General features: G+C 38.7%; 17 protein-coding genes. 13 read left to right on the forward strand and 4 right to left on the reverse strand.

The window, feature by feature from the left end; all coding sequences use genetic code 11:
• Nucleotides 1-78: 78 nt before the first annotated feature.
• On the forward strand, nucleotides 79-1,023 hold the full coding sequence (locus tag AC5WOC_RS17365) for an MBL fold metallo-hydrolase (RefSeq protein WP_496056683.1): 945 nt from the start codon (nucleotides 79-81) through the stop codon (nucleotides 1,021-1,023).
• Nucleotides 1,024-1,108: 85 nt separating this feature from the next.
• Here the strand turns inward: AC5WOC_RS17365 and AC5WOC_RS17370 are convergent, their stop codons facing one another.
• Complete coding sequence (locus AC5WOC_RS17370; protein WP_496056684.1) at nucleotides 1,109-1,459, reverse strand: hypothetical protein; 351 nt, start codon at nucleotides 1,457-1,459, stop codon at nucleotides 1,109-1,111.
• A 213-nt stretch (nucleotides 1,460-1,672) separates the two neighbouring features.
• Between AC5WOC_RS17370 and gatC the strand changes: the two genes are divergently transcribed.
• The 7 genes from gatC to AC5WOC_RS17405 all read left to right on the forward strand — a co-directional run bounded on the left by gatC (nucleotide 1,673) and on the right by AC5WOC_RS17405 (nucleotide 8,294).
• Nucleotides 1,673-1,963: an Asp-tRNA(Asn)/Glu-tRNA(Gln) amidotransferase subunit GatC gene (gene gatC, locus AC5WOC_RS17375; protein ID WP_496056685.1), complete on the forward strand. Its 291-nt coding sequence runs from the start codon at nucleotides 1,673-1,675 to the stop codon at nucleotides 1,961-1,963.
• A gap of 12 nt (nucleotides 1,964-1,975) precedes the next feature.
• Nucleotides 1,976-3,424 (forward strand): Asp-tRNA(Asn)/Glu-tRNA(Gln) amidotransferase subunit GatA, encoded by a 1,449-nt coding sequence (gene gatA / locus AC5WOC_RS17380; protein ID WP_496056686.1) that lies wholly within the window; start codon nucleotides 1,976-1,978, stop codon nucleotides 3,422-3,424.
• A complete protein-coding gene (gatB, locus tag AC5WOC_RS17385) occupies nucleotides 3,421-4,845 on the forward strand; it encodes an Asp-tRNA(Asn)/Glu-tRNA(Gln) amidotransferase subunit GatB (protein WP_496056687.1) in 1,425 nt (474 codons plus the stop codon). The genes gatA and gatB overlap by 4 nt, the downstream gene beginning before the upstream one ends.
• 142 nt (nucleotides 4,846-4,987) lie before the next feature.
• Nucleotides 4,988-5,308, forward strand: coding sequence for a hypothetical protein (locus tag AC5WOC_RS17390; RefSeq protein ID WP_496056688.1), 321 nt, complete (start codon nucleotides 4,988-4,990; stop codon nucleotides 5,306-5,308).
• Nucleotides 5,305-6,057 (forward strand): sirohydrochlorin chelatase, encoded by a 753-nt coding sequence (locus AC5WOC_RS17395; protein ID WP_496056689.1) that lies wholly within the window; start codon nucleotides 5,305-5,307, stop codon nucleotides 6,055-6,057. Before AC5WOC_RS17390 ends, AC5WOC_RS17395 begins: the two co-directional genes overlap by 4 nt.
• Nucleotides 6,058-6,068: 11 nt before the next feature.
• Nucleotides 6,069-7,442: a 23S rRNA (uracil(1939)-C(5))-methyltransferase RlmD gene (gene rlmD / locus AC5WOC_RS17400; protein WP_496056690.1), complete on the forward strand. Its 1,374-nt coding sequence runs from the start codon at nucleotides 6,069-6,071 to the stop codon at nucleotides 7,440-7,442.
• Nucleotides 7,443-7,523: 81 nt separating this feature from the next.
• Nucleotides 7,524-8,294, forward strand: coding sequence for an HAD family hydrolase (locus tag AC5WOC_RS17405; RefSeq protein WP_496056691.1), 771 nt, complete (start codon nucleotides 7,524-7,526; stop codon nucleotides 8,292-8,294).
• Between the two features lie 68 nt (nucleotides 8,295-8,362).
• Here AC5WOC_RS17405 and AC5WOC_RS17410 read toward each other — a convergent pair whose 3' ends face one another.
• The 3 genes from AC5WOC_RS17410 to AC5WOC_RS17420 form a co-directional block, all read right to left on the reverse strand.
• Nucleotides 8,363-8,569: a hypothetical protein gene (locus AC5WOC_RS17410; RefSeq protein WP_496056692.1), complete on the reverse strand. Its 207-nt coding sequence runs from the start codon at nucleotides 8,567-8,569 to the stop codon at nucleotides 8,363-8,365.
• 65 nt (nucleotides 8,570-8,634) lie between these two features.
• Nucleotides 8,635-9,075 carry a peptidylprolyl isomerase gene (locus tag AC5WOC_RS17415; RefSeq protein WP_496056693.1) on the reverse strand — a complete coding sequence of 147 codons (441 nt, stop codon included), beginning with the start codon at nucleotides 9,073-9,075 and terminating at the stop codon, nucleotides 8,635-8,637.
• A gap of 154 nt (nucleotides 9,076-9,229) precedes the next feature.
• Nucleotides 9,230-9,709, reverse strand: a complete 480-nt coding sequence (locus AC5WOC_RS17420) for a hypothetical protein (protein ID WP_496056694.1) — start codon at nucleotides 9,707-9,709, stop codon at nucleotides 9,230-9,232.
• A gap of 219 nt (nucleotides 9,710-9,928) precedes the next feature.
• On the opposite strand from AC5WOC_RS17420, the gene AC5WOC_RS17425 reads away from it, so the two are divergent.
• The 5 genes from AC5WOC_RS17425 to AC5WOC_RS17445 all read left to right on the forward strand — a co-directional run bounded on the left by AC5WOC_RS17425 (nucleotide 9,929) and on the right by AC5WOC_RS17445 (nucleotide 17,442).
• Entirely contained in the window at nucleotides 9,929-10,225 is a 297-nt protein-coding gene (locus tag AC5WOC_RS17425) for a YerC/YecD family TrpR-related protein (protein ID WP_496056695.1), read from the forward strand.
• A gap of 403 nt (nucleotides 10,226-10,628) precedes the next feature.
• Nucleotides 10,629-11,339, forward strand: a complete 711-nt coding sequence (gene pcrB, locus AC5WOC_RS17430; protein WP_496056696.1) for a heptaprenylglyceryl phosphate synthase — start codon at nucleotides 10,629-10,631, stop codon at nucleotides 11,337-11,339.
• 2 nt (nucleotides 11,340-11,341) lie between these two features.
• Complete coding sequence (pcrA, locus tag AC5WOC_RS17435) at nucleotides 11,342-13,480, forward strand: DNA helicase PcrA (protein WP_496056697.1); 2,139 nt, start codon at nucleotides 11,342-11,344, stop codon at nucleotides 13,478-13,480.
• 11 nt (nucleotides 13,481-13,491) lie between these two features.
• Nucleotides 13,492-15,498, forward strand: coding sequence for an NAD-dependent DNA ligase LigA (gene ligA, locus AC5WOC_RS17440; RefSeq protein ID WP_496056698.1), 2,007 nt, complete (start codon nucleotides 13,492-13,494; stop codon nucleotides 15,496-15,498).
• Between the two features lie 294 nt (nucleotides 15,499-15,792).
• Nucleotides 15,793-17,442 (forward strand): transglutaminase domain-containing protein, encoded by a 1,650-nt coding sequence (locus AC5WOC_RS17445; RefSeq protein WP_496056699.1) that lies wholly within the window; start codon nucleotides 15,793-15,795, stop codon nucleotides 17,440-17,442.
• Nucleotides 17,443-17,491 lie beyond the last annotated feature (49 nt).

Raw genomic sequence — 17,491 nt, forward strand, 5'->3', positions numbered from 1 at the left:
ATGATTTGTGATATATTTATTCGCTTTCCTATGCTATTTTAAAATAAGTTAGGATAACTTGCAAAAGGAGTATGTTATATGGAAATAATCGGTTGGGCACTTCTTGCGATCTTAGCACTGTGTCTACTGAGTATTGCTCTGTTTTTGTTGATGCGTTGGCGTTTCAGTCCAAAAATTCCCTTTCAAAAACCAAATCAATATTTACAACCAACTGCGTGGAATTCTGATGAAGTGACTGTCGGCTGGGTAGGACATTCGACGATTTTGATCAATTTGTATGGATATCGTATTTTGACTGATCCTGTTTTTGGTAAAAAAGTTGGTGTTTCTCTGGGATTGTACCAAATTGGAATGAAACGGCATGTCGCTCCAGCCTTAAAGTTAGAAGATATTGGCGTAGTTGATTTAATTTTGTTGTCTCATGGTCATATGGATCATTTTGATCTTCCATCTCTCAAAAAAATAGCAAATAAAAATACAAAAGTAATCACCGCTGTTGGTACATCTAAATTGCTAAAGCGATTGCCATTTGGCGAAGTTTACGAACTTGGCGGGAAAGATAGTTTAACCATCAATGAAGATGTTACCATTCAAGCAGTTCCGGTCCGACATTGGGGAAATCGATTTCCATGGAATTCCGATTATGGATACACTGGTTATTTAATAGAACGCAAAGATACACGTATATTCTTTCCGGGAGATACCGCATATACTCCTGAATTTACTTGGCTTGCGGAAAAAGGAGAAATTGACTTGGCGTTTATGCCGATTGGAGCATATTCACCAGATGCATTTCAGCGTCATCATTGTACACCAGAACAAGCTTGGAAAATGTTTTTGGACACTGGGGCAAAGTTATTAATTCCTATCCATTGGAACACATTTGTGTTGTCCCAAGAGCCGGTGGATGAACCATTGCAAAGGCTACTCGCAGCAGCAGGAGAAGAACAAGATAAAATTGTTTTAACAGAGCATGGGCAGATTTTTCAATTTGCAAAAGGTCATGTTATTGCTTCTGGTTGAATGAAAAATGTCGCACCCGGATACATAATTGTATCCGGGTGCTTTTAGCATCCGATTGTTTGTTTTTGTAGGGTGCCTGTACACATTACTCCATATCAGAGATTTTTTGAGAAGCCAAATCCATTGCATGGAGTACGGCTTGATGATCACCATTGCTCTTCACAAGTGCATGGTATGCCCGAAGAGCCTTGACCAATTCTTCCGGAAGTATTACCGTTCTCTTTTTGCATTTGGTGACATACATCCAGATCAGCCCAAAAAGTTCATGCTGAATAAACTCGATTCCATTTTTGACTGGAATCTGTATCGTTTTTTTCTCGCATGAACGAATTGCGATAGTGATAGAGTCGGGAAGTCTGATCTGTGTTGAATGTGGATTGGAACTAATGAGCCGTACAAGTCTTTCCAAAAGGCTTTGTGCCACTGACTTTCTCATAATGAAACCTTTCCAAGTTGAAAACAACCTTATAACCTATTTTAATAAAAAAGAAAATAAAAAGAAATAATGGAAAAATAAATGTAATTTTATTTTGAGATTTTATGTGCTTGTTTCAGATAAGATCTTCATTAATTCAATCTCGAAAGCTATAAATTGAACCTTTGCTTATGCTATACTGGAGGCAATGTTTACAGATTGAGGTGAACGGAAATGAGTATAAATCGCACGCAAGTGGAGCATGTGGCAAAACTTGCTCGATTGTCGTTGTCAGAAGAAGAAAAAAATCAATTTACAAACCAACTAAATGATATCCTCCAATTTGCTGAGAAACTAAATGAGTTGGATACCGATCAAGTGGAACCAACGAGCCATGTTTATCCAATTGCTAATGTGATGCGGGAAGATACAGTGAAACCATCATTGGATAGAGAAAAAGTACTGCTTAACGCACCTGATAAAAAAGAGGGTTCATTCCGCGTTCCTGCGGTGTTTGAAGAATAGGAGGAATATCGATTGTCCATACGTGAAGTGCACCGTCAATTAGCGAAGAAAGAACGAAAAGTTAGTGAGATCGTAGAAGAATCGTTAACAAAAATCAAAGAAGTACAACCAGAAATAGGTTCTTTTCTCGCTATTAATGAAGAAGGTGCAAGGGAAAAAGCAAAAGAACTTGAAAACAAATTACATACTACTTCTGAAAGAGGATTGTTAGCTGCTATTCCTGTTGGAGTAAAAGATAATCTCTGTACCGAAGGGATTACGACAACTTGTGCAAGTCAATTACTTGCAAACTATCAACCGATCTATAATGCTACAGTTGTAAACAAATTGCTCGCCTCCGATGCGATTATTATGGGAAAAACCAATATGGATGAATTTGCGATGGGTTCTTCTAATGAAAACTCCAGTTTTCATCCTGTGAAAAATCCTTGGGATCTGACACGTGTTCCTGGAGGATCAAGTGGAGGATCTGCGGCGGCAGTTGCTTCAGGAGCGGTGACGTTTGCGCTGGGATCAGATACAGGTGGTTCCATTCGTCAACCTGCTGCCTTTTGTGGTGTTGTCGGATTAAAACCAACGTATGGACGTGTATCTCGTTTTGGTCTGGTTGCATTTGCTTCTTCTTTGGATCAAGTGGGACCTGTTACACAAAATGTAGAAGACGCTGCTTATGTTTTACAGGCGATCGCAGGACATGATGAATTAGATTCAACTTCTGTAAATAAAGAGGTTCCAGATTATTTGTCAGCATTAACAGGGGATATCAAGGGATTAAAAGTTGCAGTTCCTCGTGAGATGCTGGGGGAAGGGATCGATCCATCTGTACGGGAAAATATTGAGAAAGCTGTAAAACAATTAGAAGAATTAGGTGCACATATATCTGAGGTTTCCCTTCCGAATCTGGAATACGCTGTAGCTACTTACTATATACTCGCACCAGCAGAAGCGTCTTCCAACCTCGCGCGATTTGATGGAATTCGTTATGGTGTGCAACAAGGGAAAAATTTATTAGACATTTACGAACAAACACGTAGCAAAGGGTTTGGAGCAGAAGTGAAACGTCGAATTATGTTAGGTACATATGCGCTCAGTTCTGGTTATTATGATGCTTATTATCTCAAAGCGCAAAAAGCACGTACCCTTATTATACAAGATTTCGATCGCATTTTCGCTGACCACGATGTTATCATAGGACCAACTGCACCCACCACTGCATATCGTATTGGAGAAAAGATTTCTGATCCTTTGACGATGTACATGGATGATATATGTACGATTCCCATCAACCTAGCAGGTTTACCTGCAATCAGTGTACCAGCAGGGCTTGCTGACGGTTTACCTGTTGGGCTGCAAATTATTGGTAAGGCCTTTGCAGAAGAGACTGTCCTTCGTGTTGCACATGCTTATGAGCAATCAGCTGGGACACTTGCAATACCTGCATTAGGAGGAGTACAAGCATGAGCAAGTATGAAACAGTAATTGGCTTAGAAGTTCATGTAGAACTTGCGACAAATACAAAAATATTTTGTGGATGCTCCACTTCTTTTGGAGCTCCGCCAAATACACAAACATGTCCAATTTGTCTAGGACATCCAGGGGTTTTGCCTGTATTAAATGAACAAGCGGTTAATTTTGCCATGAAAGCGGCGATGGCACTTAATTGCCAAGTGGCTGAGAATACAAAGTTTGACCGCAAAAACTATTTTTATCCTGATTCACCGAAAGCATATCAAATCTCACAGTTCGATCAGCCGATTGGGGAACACGGTTGGATAGACATTGAAGTGGATGGAGAAACCAAACGTATTGGTATCACTCGTCTTCATCTCGAAGAGGATGCAGGTAAATTGAATCATGATGGGGATTCTTCGCTGGTGGACTTCAATCGTGTTGGGGTGCCGTTAATCGAAATTGTTTCGGAACCTGATTTGCGCTCCCCAAAAGAAGCAAAAGCATATTTAGAAAAAATTCGATCCATTATTCAGTATACAGGTGTTTCTGATGTGAAAATGGAAGAAGGTTCCTTGCGCTGTGATGCAAACATCAGCTTGCGCCTTGTTGGGGCAGAAAAATTTGGAACCAAAACAGAGTTGAAGAATCTAAATTCATTCCGCAATGTGGAGAGAGCTCTGGAATTTGAAGAAGTTCGTCAAGCTGAATTGCTGGATGACGGCGAAAAAGTCGTGCAGCAAACGCTTCGGTGGTCAGAAGAATTAAATACGATTAAGGTTATGCGTTCCAAAGAGGAAGCGCACGATTATCGCTATTTTCCTGAACCAGATCTTGTTCGTCTGCATATCGATGAAGCATGGAAGCAAGCGATTCAAGCACAACTCCCAGAACTCCCAGATAAGCGTATTGCCCGATATAAAGAAGAGTTTGGATTGTCTGCTTATGATGCTGGTGTGTTGACTTCCACTCGAGCATTAGCAGATTTCTTTGAAGACACCGTTGCAAAAGGTGCTGATCCAAAGCTGACTTCTAACTGGTTGCTTTCTGAAGTGCTTGGATATTTAAATAACAATGGATTCGAACTAAAAGATACTCCTTTAACTTCTAATCACTTGGCTGAAATGATTACACTTATTCAAAAAGGTACAATCAGTAGTAAGATAGCAAAAGATGTACTCAAAGAGGTTTTGGCAACAGGTCATACACCATCGGCGATTGTCGAGGAAAAAGGTTGGGTACAGATTAGCGATGAAGGTGCAATAAAGTCAGCTGTAATTGAGGTATTGACTGCTAATCCTTCTGTTGTGGAGGAGTTAAAAAGTGGGAGAGACAAAGTTCTGGGATTTTTGGTTGGACAAGTAATGAAAGCTACCAGAGGCAAAGCAAACCCACAATTAGTAAATCAATTAATACGTGAAGAAGTTAGGTAATAGGTTGAGATGATCATCATATAGCTCGTTCCACACTGGAACGAGTTTTTTCTAAGTAATGATGTATTATATTTTACAGTCTAGATTCCCAAAAAGTAGTTATGGCAATAATTTTGATTGCTTTTTCATTATAGGGAGAGACTTGGGAGAAGAGATACTATTGGTATATTTGGTCTATCTATTATTTGGTCTATATTTTCTCATTTATGATCCGACCATTGCGATAATTCTTTTCGTTATGTCTATCTATCATTTATTTTCTTGGATGGAACAAAAAGAAAATCGTTTTTCTAGAAAAGCATATCTATTGTTGTTGATTGGACTAATAGTGAATGCCCTCTTTTCTTTCTCACATTCTGGTTTAGTCTTCATTGCTTTAGGATTTCTAACGATTTTATATGCTGTATCAATTTGGTTTGTTTATCAGCAAATTAAAATTGAAGAGAGGAAGGAAGAAGAATGAAAAAACAAGGTGTTTTGGTTATATGTCATGGTTCGAGCAACCAGCATTGGGTGGAACAAGTGGATCGCTGTATGGAAAAAGTTAATATTTCAGTTCCGTTGGAAACAAGTTTTTTGGAAATGGTAACCGATCGAACAATTGAACATGGAATTCAAAAGCTAGAATCAATGGGTGTGTCTGAAATTATTGCCATTCCCTTGTTTGTTTCTTCCGGCAGTACCCACATAGAAGAAATAAGTTATCTATTAGGTCTGCAATCAGATCCACGTATTGAAATAGAGGAAGAGCCAATTTCACATCATGCGTCTATGGAGCTCCTCTCACCAATGAATGATCATCCGCTCATTTTAGATATATTGGTAGAGCGTATTCAATCCCTTATTGTCGCGACCAAAGAAGCAAGCATCGTATTAGTGGGGCATGGAAGTGATCTCCCTTGGTTTCAAGCGGAATGGGAACGAGTTGCAGATCGAATCGTTTCCGGCTTATATGAAAAATTGGATGCAAAATCAATATCTTATGCATTTACCCTGCCTAATAATTTACGAGAGCATCTCGAAGAAAAGATACAATCCGGTGAGGAAGTATTATTAGTACCATTATTTTTAAGTGAAGGATATTTTACCAATAAAAAGATTCCGGGGCGATTGGAAGGTCTTTCCTATCGGTATGATGGAAAAGCCTATCTTCCGCACCGTAACGTATCGCGTTGGATTGAATCAGTCGCATTAGAAAGTTTAGGTTCATAGGAGTGGAGAAGATGAAACAAAAACCACCTGTTCAGAAAGGGCAAATAGTTGAGTGTACTATATACGGATTTGGACACAGTGGGACTGGTGTTGGCCGATACGATGGCTTTGCGATATTTATTGGTGGTGCATTACCAGGCGAGCAAGTTAGCGTGAAAGTAACGAAGGTGAAAAAAACATACGCAGAAGGTAAGTTGCTTTCTGTACTTACTCCACATGCAGAGCGTATTGAACCGATTTGTCCGCATTATGAGACTTGTGGAGGATGTCAACTGCAACATATTTCATATGAGGAAGAATGCCGTTTAAAACATCAGCAAGTAACTGACCAATTAAAGCGGATTGGATTATTTTCAGATGTAATCATCCATCCGGTCAAAGGAATGGAAAATCCGTGGAATTACCGAAACAAAGTACAAGTTCCATTTGGTATGGTGAATGGAAAAGTAGTAGCAGGTTTTTATCAATTAAATACGCATCAAGTCGTTGATATGGAAACTTGTTTTATCCAAAACGATGTCCAAACACAATTAACCAAAAAAATAAAAGCAGTGGTAGAAGAATTACATATACCCATATATAACGAAACGACACACAAAGGAATTTTGCGTCATGTTCTTTTGCGTCAAGGCGTGTATACAAACGAAATGATGGTTGTATTGGTGACAAATGGAGAGCATCTTCCAAATAAAAATACATTCATTGAAGAAATGAAAGAATCGTTTCCGGTGATAACTTCTATTTATCAAAATATAAACCGAGAACGGACAAATGTTATTTTAGGTGCTAAGAACAACTTATTGTGGGGAAATCCGGTCATTTATGACATGATTGGTGACATTCGTTTTGCTATTTCTCCGCATTCCTTTTTCCAAGTTAATTCTATGCAAACCAAAATTCTTTACGATCAAGCCAAAGCATATGCAAATCTTTCAGGTGAAGAAACGGTCATTGATGCTTATTGTGGAATTGGTTCTATTTCACTCTATTTAGCTGATCAGGCCAAAAAAGTACTGGGAATGGAAGTAGTTCCTGCTGCGGTTGAAGATGCGAAACAAAATGCAAAATTGAACAATATAAAAAATGTGCAGTTTGAACTGGGAAAGGCAGAGGAGGTACTGCCTAAATGGCAAGCTGATGGCATACATGCAGATGTGTTAGTAGTAGATCCACCACGTAAAGGGTGTGATGAGGCATTTTTGGAAGCAGCCACAAAAATAAAACCGAAACGCATTGTGTATGTATCTTGCAATCCTGCAACATTTGCGCGGGACGCCAAGTATTTATCTGAAAAAGGATATGATCTAAAAGAGGTACAGCCAGTTGATATGTTTCCGCAGACGAGCCATGTGGAAGTAGTGGGATTATTCGAACCTAGTGTCTAGTGCTTTTTGCATGTTTCTAGATTATTTCCAATTGTTTTGCTAAACTTAAAGTGATTAATCGTCCCATTTTCAGGAGTGGTTATGAGTGAAGCCAAACTGAGCCTCTCACAGTATCGAAGATGGAGGTACCCCGATAAATTTACTCTCGAAATGCTGATTGAGAGAGTAAAGAGTGTGTTGTGGGATTTTGATATTCCCATCTGCAGCTTGTTCCACGAGCTTCTAGCTTCAGAAATAGCCCAAGATCTGAAGGATTATCTCGACAATCGTGGACTTCTTCAAGAGGAAGATACAACAGATAATAATCCGCTTGCTATTTACCGGCGGGGAGTAAATGTTCATACCAAAGACAATGAAGTTTACTTTAAAAAGCTTCATCAGCTTCTTGCCGAACGAGAATGTCTCGCAGCGAAAAATGCTAGACCTACTCCTTGGGCATTCTACACGATTCGTGAACTAGTCAACGAATATAACATTACACAAGCAGTAGTTACTAATAATTGTCCACAGGCAGTTGAAATTTACTTCGATAAATTCGGTATTAGTCCCTTTATTAAAAAAGAAGCAATCTTTGGTCGTTCTACTTCCGATCCTTCTTTGTTGAAGCCGAGTGCATACTTCCTAGAACAAGCGATCACTTGGTTGAATCGAGAACCTGAAGATTGTTTGATGATTGGAGATTCGGTTTCTGATTTTCAGGCTGCGGAGAAAGCAGGGGTTCCTTTCTTGGGCTTTACTTATACTGCCGACCAGTGTGCTTTGCTGCTGCAAGCAGGAGTTGAGCATGTGATTAGTGATTATGATCGATTGAGGTCTGCATTTTATATCCGAAAAAACAGAATTCGATACTAAAATAAAATTTTTATGGGATGATTAGGCACAGGTTTGCGGTTTACCCAAATTTGTGCCTAAATATATTGTTATTTTGCAAGTATAAAGTAATAAATGAATAAGACACCCAAAACAATTGCAACAAGATAAATGATACTTAGGAGAATAAGTGTCTTTTTTCTGCTTTTATCATAATGCTGATTGTGTTGTTTGTTTTGTTTTACTCCTAGGAAAAAAGTGGAGATGAGAGCAAATAAACAAATGATGATAATGAACGAAATCCCATAAACGAACATAAGCTTTCCACCTTACCTACTTCTCAAGAAATGGAGGCTACCATTTGGTAGCCTCTGCATTTTACTCAATTTTCTTCCCAAACTTGTACTTCTTTCATTATTTCCCCTTGCTTCATGTTTAAAACATGGTCTAGGCCAGAAGTAACTTTTCCAAAAACCGTATGTACACCATCGAGATGGGCTTGATTTTCATGAACGATGAAAAATTGGGATGAACCAGTATCTTTACCTGCGTGAGCCATGGAAAGAACTCCAGGTACATGTTTATGAGGGTTTCCTTCTGTCTCACATTTGATTGTATAACCAGCATTACCGTATCCAGTTCCTTGAGGGCAACCTCCTTGACTTACGAATCCAGGGATGACACGGTGGAAAGTAAGCCCATTATAGAAACCTTCATCAGCTAATTTTTTAAAGTTAGCTACAGTGTTTGGAGCTGCTTCTGGATAAAATTCTAGTTCGATTGCCTTTCCATCTTCCAGTGAAATTTTTCCTTTTACTGACATTTTGGAGCCTCCTTACAATAATCATCGTCTATTGTATCTCAATTGAACTTAGATTCATAGAGTAAAGAAAAACTCAATAAATGTGTGTTGGCCAGAAGGGTAATCTTCTGACCAACATTGGAAAGCTTTTATTTCATTTTGCTTTCTGTATTTATTAGTGCATGATCAGCACAGAGGAGCTGGTAGAAGTTCCATTTTCCAGAGCGTCCAATTGCTGTATCTTTTCATCGCGGAACATATAAAGCATGGTGATATGTTCTTCTGTATCTTCACGAATCAAGTACGGCACTGGAACGATCAATTGATTCGTTTCCACCGCAACTTTGAAAGGAAGCTTCTTTGCCCACCAGTACCAAAATTGTTTCTGGGTGAATCGCAGCATAGGGTTGACCCAGCGCAGGAAAAAGTTATTATCTGCCCCATTGATCAGGATAAAGGGCATGTTCATTTGCTTGGTCGTAAACATCCACTCTTTATTTTTGGGAAGCTTATGTGTGACCAAGAACAGAATCCACGCGTTCCACTGCTGCTGCTTGTATTCTTTCCCATACTCTCTGGAAGTGAGGCGAGCGATGATCCGGCTGAAGTTGTCGATTTCACGCTTGTACTTCTGGATTTGTTCGTGTAGGTCCATAGCTCCTACTTCTGTGAGTTGGTTGTTTAGATAGAGTATAACAAAATTTCGAGAAAATAAATATATTTCCCACCGGATTACTATGTTTTGTTTTTGTAAAGGCATACCTTAAAACGTGCGATTGAATTAGAAATTTGATAACATTTGTTGAAGCGTTTTGTATGCTCGTGTAGAATAAAAACTAATCATATTAATTGGGATCGGAAGCGGAGGACACATATGCAGCTTGATAAACTGAGCAGGCGTGAAGTAGAGCAATTATTTCAGGCAATTCTGAACCTCAGAGATATGGAAGAATGCTATGCTTTTTTTGAAGACCTGTGTACAGTAGGAGAAGTGAAATCTCTATCTCAGCGATTGGAAGTAGCAAAAATGTTGCGAATGGGAATAACATATACGCAAATCGAGAAAGAGACAGGTGCAAGCACCGCTACTATTTCACGAGTGAAGAGATGTCTAGCATATGGGATGGATGGCTACCATTTGGTGCTAGATCGCATAGAAGGTAAGTCATAGAAAAAAGCGACTATTGCGAAAGTCGCTTTTTTCTATCTTTTATCGTTTATTTTGGTTTTCTTGCTCCGTCTTATTCAGGGAGAAGGTTTGACAATTCCATACAGCTAAAGCCGTTGGTTTTTTGGGACTATAGCCTCATGACTATTTTATTACCAAGTTAACCCCATATGCCCCATGGTTTATGTTTGTTAATTTTTACTTTGCCTCGAGCAAACTTGGTTTTCGTCTGTCGCGACTATACGTATATTGCGATGGGAATGTTTGTCTGTGAACTTGCTTTTTCCGAAGGTTGAACGGCTGAAGGAAAATTCCTTACCCTCGTTCAATGCTCGCTTTCATCCTACGATTTAAACCGTGGGTTTTCTCGCTCGCAATGCTATAATGGGTGCGGAGGTTTTTGATCATGTTGCGAGAACAAGTAAAAAAATGGAGACATGTGTTTAAGTTAGATCCTGCAAACAAAATATCAGATTATGACATAGGGAAGCTAGCAACATCAGATACAGATGCTATTATCGTAGGTGGAACGGATGAGATAACATTCGAAAATTGTTTTTCCCTTCTTACCAAATTACAAAATTATTCGATTCCTATTTATCAAGAAATATCAACTCCCACTTCATTTGTGCCTGGTTTTTCAGGATATTTAACCCCAAGTGTTTGGAATACGGATGATGCGAGATGGGTTTTAGGAATGCATCATCAGACCATTAAGACATTTGGAGACTTTATTCCTTGGAATCAGATATTGTTAGAAGCTTATGTTGTATTAAATTCCGCTGCGAAAGTAGCAAAAAAAACAAATGCAAATGCATATCAAACGATTGAGGATGTAATTGCTTATGCCCAAATGGCAGAATGGTTGCAAATTCCCATTTTTTATGTAGAATATAGCGGAACGTATGGTCTATTAGATATAATTCGTAATGTTGCTCCTTATTTAAAACATACTCATTTCTGTTATGGCGGGGGAGTTACCAATCAGCAACAGGCTGAAGAGATGGCAGCATGGGCAGATATGATAGTGGTAGGAAATTTGATTTATGAAGACTTAGACCAAGCACTACACACAGTGGAATGGGTAAAATCGACGAAAAAGAGAGGAGTTTCATAAAAGTGCAGTCTGTAACAATTTCTTTAGAGGGTTTAAATGATGAACAAAGACAAGCAGTGCTCACGACAGACGGAGCAGTTCAAATAATAGCTGGTGCTGGGAGCGGTAAGACAAGGGTTTTAACTCATCGAGTAGCATATCTTTTAGGGGAAAAACGCATTCACCCATGGAACATTTTGGCAATCACCTTTACTAATAAAGCAGCAAAAGAAATGAAAGAACGGATTGCTAAACTCATTGGTTCTGCGGCACAAGATATTTGGGTTTCTACTTTCCACTCGATGTGTGTCCGTATATTACGAAGGGATATTGACCGAATTGGTTATTCTCGTAACTTTACGATTTTAGATACAACGGATCAATTATCTGTCATCAAGCAAGTAATGCGGGAAGAAAATCTGGATTCAAAGAAGTTTTCCCCTCGCAATATCTTATTTCAAATCAGTCAAGCGAAAAATCAGCTGATTGATGTACATGCATTTGAAATGAAAGCTTCTAGTTTTATGGAAGAAATTGTGGCAAAGGTATATGGTAAATACCAACAAAAACTACGAACAAATGAATCTTTGGATTTTGATGATCTTTTGATGGTAACAGTAAGTTTATTTGAGCAAGTTCCAGATGTACTGGATTACTACCAAAAGAAGTTTCAATATATCCATGTTGATGAGTATCAAGATACAAATCATGCCCAATATATGTTGATGAAACTGCTTGCTGAAGGGCACCAAAATATTTGCGTGGTGGGGGATTCTGATCAATCCATCTACCGCTTCCGCGGGGCAGACATTCAAAATATTCTACGCTTTGAAGAAGACTATCCAAATGCAAAGATAATCAAACTAGAACAAAACTATCGCTCTACCAAGCATATTTTAGATGTGGCCAATGAGATTATTGCCAATAATAGCGAACGTCGACCAAAGAACTTGTGGACCGATAAAAGCGAAGGCGAAAAAGTCGCTCTTTTTGTAGCGGAAAATGAACAGGAAGAAGCATATTTTATCGTAGATACAATTGCAAGGTTGAGTAAAGAAGGCAAATCATATCAAGATTTTGCGATTTTGTATCGAACAAATGCCCAATCTAGGGTATTAGAGGAATTTTTATTAAAAGCAAATGTTCCCTACCAGGTAGTAGGAGGGATAAAGTTTTATGATCGAAAAGAGATTAAAGATATTTTGGCTTATCTTCGTGTAGTAGTAAACCCTCATGATGACATTAGTTTAGAACGAATTATTAATATTCCAAGACGCGGAATAGGCGGAACTACGATGGATAAACTCCGCGCTCACGCTGCCAATGAAGGAGTATCTCTATTTTCGGCGATACTGGAAGTAGATTATATTAATCTTTCCAAACGAATAAAAGATGCCTTGACTGGGTTTGTGCAAATGATTCAGGCTTTCCATGGAATGGCAGATTACTTGTCCGCCGTAGAAATGACAGAAGAAATATTATCAAGATCACAATATCGTGCAGAATATCAAAAAGATAATTCGATTGAAGCACAAGCTAGATTAGAAAATATTGATGAATTCATTTCTGTAGCAAAGGAATTTGAAAATAGAAGCGAAGATAAAAGTATTCTTGCTCTTCTTACAGAATTGGCGCTTGTGTCCGAAGTCGATAACGAACCTGAAGAAACAGATGCTGTCTCTCTGATGACCGTTCATAGTGCAAAAGGTCTAGAGTTTCCACATGTATTTCTTGTTGGAATGGAAGAGAATATTTTCCCTCATAGTCGATCATTAGAAGATGAGTTTGAAATGGAAGAGGAGCGGAGACTGGCATATGTTGCAGTAACTCGTGCAGAGGAAATGCTTTATTTATCACGTGCGAGAAGTCGGACTTTATATGGATATGCTAGTATGAATACTGCATCACGATTTCTAGCGGAAATTTCTCCAAGTATGCTTCACGAAATTGGGAAAACGAATCCAAAAGTAGAAAAGCGAGTTTTTCAACGTCCAACTCCTAAACCAACAGGATTTTGGACAGTAGGAGATCAAGTAAATCACAAAAAATGGGGATTAGGTACCGTTGTAAAAGTAGATGGTGAAGAGCTTAATATCGCATTCCCAGCGCCAGTAGGAGTCAAAAAGCTTTTGGCTCAGTTTGCTCCAATTGAAAAAGTATAGGGAGGATTTTTATGCAATTTGATGATGCGAAAGCACGTGTACTGACTTTGCATCAACAACTTCAAGAGCACAACACAAGGTACTATGTGTTGGATGACCCCATTATAACAGATGCAGAATATGATAAATTGATGCGAGAGTTGATACAAATAGAAGGAGAGTTTCCTGAACTGCAAACTGCAGATTCTCCAACACAAAGAGTAGGAGCTGAACCACTGCCTTTTTTTGAAAAAGTAGAACATACAACACAGATGTTATCACTTGGAAATGCGTTTGATCGAGAAGATCTAGTAGATTTTGATCAACGAATAAAGAAATCGACTGGATTGGATCACATTACGTATGTATGTGAATTAAAGATCGATGGTTTAGCTGTCTCTGTACGATATGAAGATGGAGTGTACACACTTGGTGCGACAAGAGGAGATGGACAAACAGGGGAAAATATTACCCAAAATGTAAAAACCATTCGTTCCCTCCCATTGAAACTCGCTGAAGCTCTGACATTGGAAGTTCGTGGAGAAGCATATTTGCCCAAAAAAGAGTTTGAAAGAATTAATGCTCAACGTGCAGAACTTGGAGAAGCATTATTTGCAAACCCACGTAATGCTGCTGCAGGCTCTTTGCGTCAACTCAATCCGAAATTAGCTGCAGATCGTGCTCTTGACCTGTTTATTTATGGAATGGATGGAGAATCTGCCGAAGCATTTCAAACTCATCAAGAAACATTTCGTGCAATCAAAAAGCTGGGTTTAAAGGTAAATCCAGAATGGAAAGTAGCCTCGAGTATTGATGAGGTTTGGGAATATATTGAGCATTGGCAGTTGGAGAGAAGTAATCTCGGTTACGAGATCGATGGTATTGTTATTAAAGTCGATGATTATGCTACTCGCGAAAAATTGGGTTATACAGCAAAAAGTCCACGCTGGGCTATCGCATATAAATTTCCTGCAGAAGAAGCAATTTCTATTTTACAAGATATCGAATTGCGTGTAGGCCGAACTGGCGTGATCACACCAACAGCAATATTAAAACCAGTAATATTAGCTGGTACAACCGTAAAACGTGCATCACTACATAATGAAGATATTATTCGCGAAAAAGGGCTTTTGCTGGGAGATCATGTGGTAGTAAAAAAGGCAGGAGACATCATACCAGAAGTAGTTAGTGTGATTACGAAAGAACGTACAGGAAACGAAGTGGCGTTTCAAATGCCTACACACTGTCCGGAATGTGATAGTGAGTTAGTGCGATTGGAGGGTGAAGTCGCTCTCCGTTGTATAAATCCTGCATGCTCAGCTCAGATTCGAGAAGGAATTATTCATTTTGTATCTCGCGGTGCAATGAATATGGAGCGATTAGGGGAGAAAGTCGTTATCCAGCTTTATGAACATGGTTTGGTATCATCTGTTGCTGACTTGTATTATTTACAGAAAGAAGATTTGCTGGCATTGCCAAGAATGGGTGAAAAATCTGTAGATAATATTTTAACTTCCATTGAAAAAAGCAAAGCGAACTCACTGGAAAGATTATTATTTGGATTTGGTATTCGTTTTGTTGGGGCAAAGGGAGCTAAAATGATTGCTCAACATTTTGAAACCATAGAAGCGATTGAAAATGCAACAGAAGAAGACTTGCTGGCAGTGGATGAAGTTGGGCCCAAGATGGCTACGAGTATCGTGACATACTTTGAAAAACCGGAAGTGAAACAATTGTTAACGCGCCTAAAAGAGGCGAATGTTAATATGACTTATAAAGGTCCAAAAGTTCCAAAAAGAACAGAAGAAAATCCCTTTGCCGGAAAAACATTTGTAATTACAGGAACGCTTTCGAGTATGACCCGTCAGGAAGCAGGAGAAAGATTAGAACAACTAGGTGCACATGTAACCAATAGTGTCAGCAAAAAAACAGATTATTTGCTTGCAGGAGAAAAGGCAGGTTCGAAACTGACAAAAGCGCAGGATTTAGGTATTACCATATTGGATGAAACCGCTTTTTTAGCCGCGTTTGAAAAATAGTTAGTTGAAATGTAAGCTTTGCTCGATTCATTCATTTACAATCTGCCTCCAAACCATGTATACTATTTGTGGTGATTTATCAAAGATGACCATCATCTTTGTTACAATCACATTAGGAGGCTTTCCTTTTGGAAAGTATGAACTCAATTCTGATCTTTAGTGTTTATATATTGGGAGAATTGTCGCCTTCTGACGGTCAATTCTCTTTTTTGTATAGAAAAAGGATTTAATGGCAGTAATATGGAATGGGATAAATTGGTGGATTGGTTGTGTTTAGAAAGGTGAGGAAAACCGGTGAAACGCATCATTTTGTTATTATTCACCCTCGTTACATTTTTAGTGAGTTGTAGCAATCGATTACCTGATCTTAGCACAATGGAGCAACATTTTTATTCGAGTTTGGAAAAAGCACCTATTGATATTACCTCATTTGGAAAACAAGTAGGTGGAAAATTAACCTCTCCTAAGTATGCAGAATCCAATGTTGAGTCCATGTTACAGATTGAGGGAACAATTAAAGAGTATCGTAAGTTAGCTCTGCCATATATATGGATTCAAGTGAAATCATTAGGGTCATCAGATGTTTCATTATCCAGGACCTTTGATTACTACTCGGCATTAAAGGGAGGCAAATTTTCTGAATCTATAAAGTTATTCGCAGGGATTGGTGATTATCAAGTAAAAGTTTATGCTCCTGGAATGGGAACAAATCAAGCTTTTTACTTGTTTTCACAGTTTACGGTAACCAACCAGAGTCCTGATATACAGGCAGATGTGGTCTACAGTTTGCTCGCAAAACAACAACAACTGCAAATATCTAGTCCCTCTGAAGGTTTCCAAGCAGGTAATGGAGCAGTTTTAGTACAAGGAAGCGTAAGCGGGAAGTATGCTAAAAAGAAAATATTGATTCAAGTTCAAAAAGGAAGCAAGAAGTGGCAGCGAGTCATTTCGGTTTCCAAACAAGCTACCTTTCAAGAGAATATCCCTTTACTATACGGAGAAGGTGTTCATACAGTAGAAGTATTGCTTCCAGATGACCATCGCTCTAACTATTATTTAGATGGAGCCAAATTTTTTGTTTTAAACAGGGTAGCAAATAGTGGTTCCCCCATCCAATATTCTGCTATGTATGAACAAAGAGGCATTCATATGACAACCCCAATCGCAGGTGGAGGTCAGGGAGAGTATTACTATCGAATAAAAGGATATTTGGACAGGTCGGCAAATCAGGCAAAGGAAACCACACATCTCATTGTGCAAACGAAAAAAAATGGATTATTGGCGACTTATTTTGTACCGATTAAACAGTTTTCTTTTAACAGTTTTATTCCACTTCGATTTGGATCAGGTGACTATGATGTAATGGTATATGTCCCAGAAATAACCACGCAAAAACGAGATTATTTTCGATTTTTTATGGTAACAAAATTTCAAGTTTCCAGTTATGCAAAAGAGGATAAACGTGACCTGTTACCTAGCAGAGGAATAGAATCAGATAATCCGAAAATAATCAAGCTCGCAAAGAAAATTACACGTAATGCGGATACCAATTATGAACGTGCTAAACTCATTTATCGTTATGTTGCAAAAAATATGAACTATGATGTTAGTAAATTTGAACAAAATAGCTTTGAATGGGATGATAGTGCACTGAAGTCATTAGAAAGAAAGGAAGGGGTCTGCCAAGATTATGTATTCCTTACTCTTTCTCTACTTCGCGCACTGCAAATACCTGCTCGATTTATAGAAGGTATAGCAAATGGTCAAAATCATGCGTGGGTAGAAGCCAAAATCGATGGGGAATGGTTGATCATGGATCCTACATGGGGTTCTGGTTATATTGATCCGGGGCAAGGATTTATCAAACATTATGACAGTAAATTTTTTGACATTTCCAAGAGAATCTTAGCAAAAACACATAAACGTACTGGAATTGTCTATTGATTGCTGGTCTATTCATTAAAATTCAGTATAATAGACATAATCACTGGTT

It is taken from the genome of Shimazuella sp. NTD247, from assembly GCF_059510415.1.

Excerpts from the sequence above, each read along its gene's own strand:
- AC5WOC_RS17370 (WP_496056684.1), bottom strand. The coding sequence starts at position 1,459 with ATGAGAAAGTCAGTGGCACAAAGCCTTTTGGAAAGACTTGTACGGCTC.
- AC5WOC_RS17395 (WP_496056689.1), top strand. The coding sequence starts at position 5,305 with ATGAAAAAACAAGGTGTTTTGGTTATATGTCATGGTTCGAGCAACCAG.
- AC5WOC_RS17425 (WP_496056695.1), top strand. The coding sequence starts at position 9,929 with ATGCAGCTTGATAAACTGAGCAGGCGTGAAGTAGAGCAATTATTTCAG.
- ligA (WP_496056698.1), top strand. The coding sequence starts at position 13,492 with ATGCAATTTGATGATGCGAAAGCACGTGTACTGACTTTGCATCAACAA.
- AC5WOC_RS17405 (WP_496056691.1), top strand. The coding sequence starts at position 7,524 with ATGAGTGAAGCCAAACTGAGCCTCTCACAGTATCGAAGATGGAGGTAC.
- AC5WOC_RS17415 (WP_496056693.1), bottom strand. The coding sequence starts at position 9,075 with ATGTCAGTAAAAGGAAAAATTTCACTGGAAGATGGAAAGGCAATCGAA.
- rlmD (WP_496056690.1), top strand. The coding sequence starts at position 6,069 with ATGAAACAAAAACCACCTGTTCAGAAAGGGCAAATAGTTGAGTGTACT.
- AC5WOC_RS17420 (WP_496056694.1), bottom strand. The coding sequence starts at position 9,709 with ATGGACCTACACGAACAAATCCAGAAGTACAAGCGTGAAATCGACAAC.
- pcrB (WP_496056696.1), top strand. The coding sequence starts at position 10,629 with ATGTTGCGAGAACAAGTAAAAAAATGGAGACATGTGTTTAAGTTAGAT.
- AC5WOC_RS17410 (WP_496056692.1), bottom strand. The coding sequence starts at position 8,569 with ATGTTCGTTTATGGGATTTCGTTCATTATCATCATTTGTTTATTTGCT.
- AC5WOC_RS17365 (WP_496056683.1), top strand. The coding sequence starts at position 79 with ATGGAAATAATCGGTTGGGCACTTCTTGCGATCTTAGCACTGTGTCTA.
- gatB (WP_496056687.1), top strand. The coding sequence starts at position 3,421 with ATGAGCAAGTATGAAACAGTAATTGGCTTAGAAGTTCATGTAGAACTT.
- gatC (WP_496056685.1), top strand. The coding sequence starts at position 1,673 with ATGAGTATAAATCGCACGCAAGTGGAGCATGTGGCAAAACTTGCTCGA.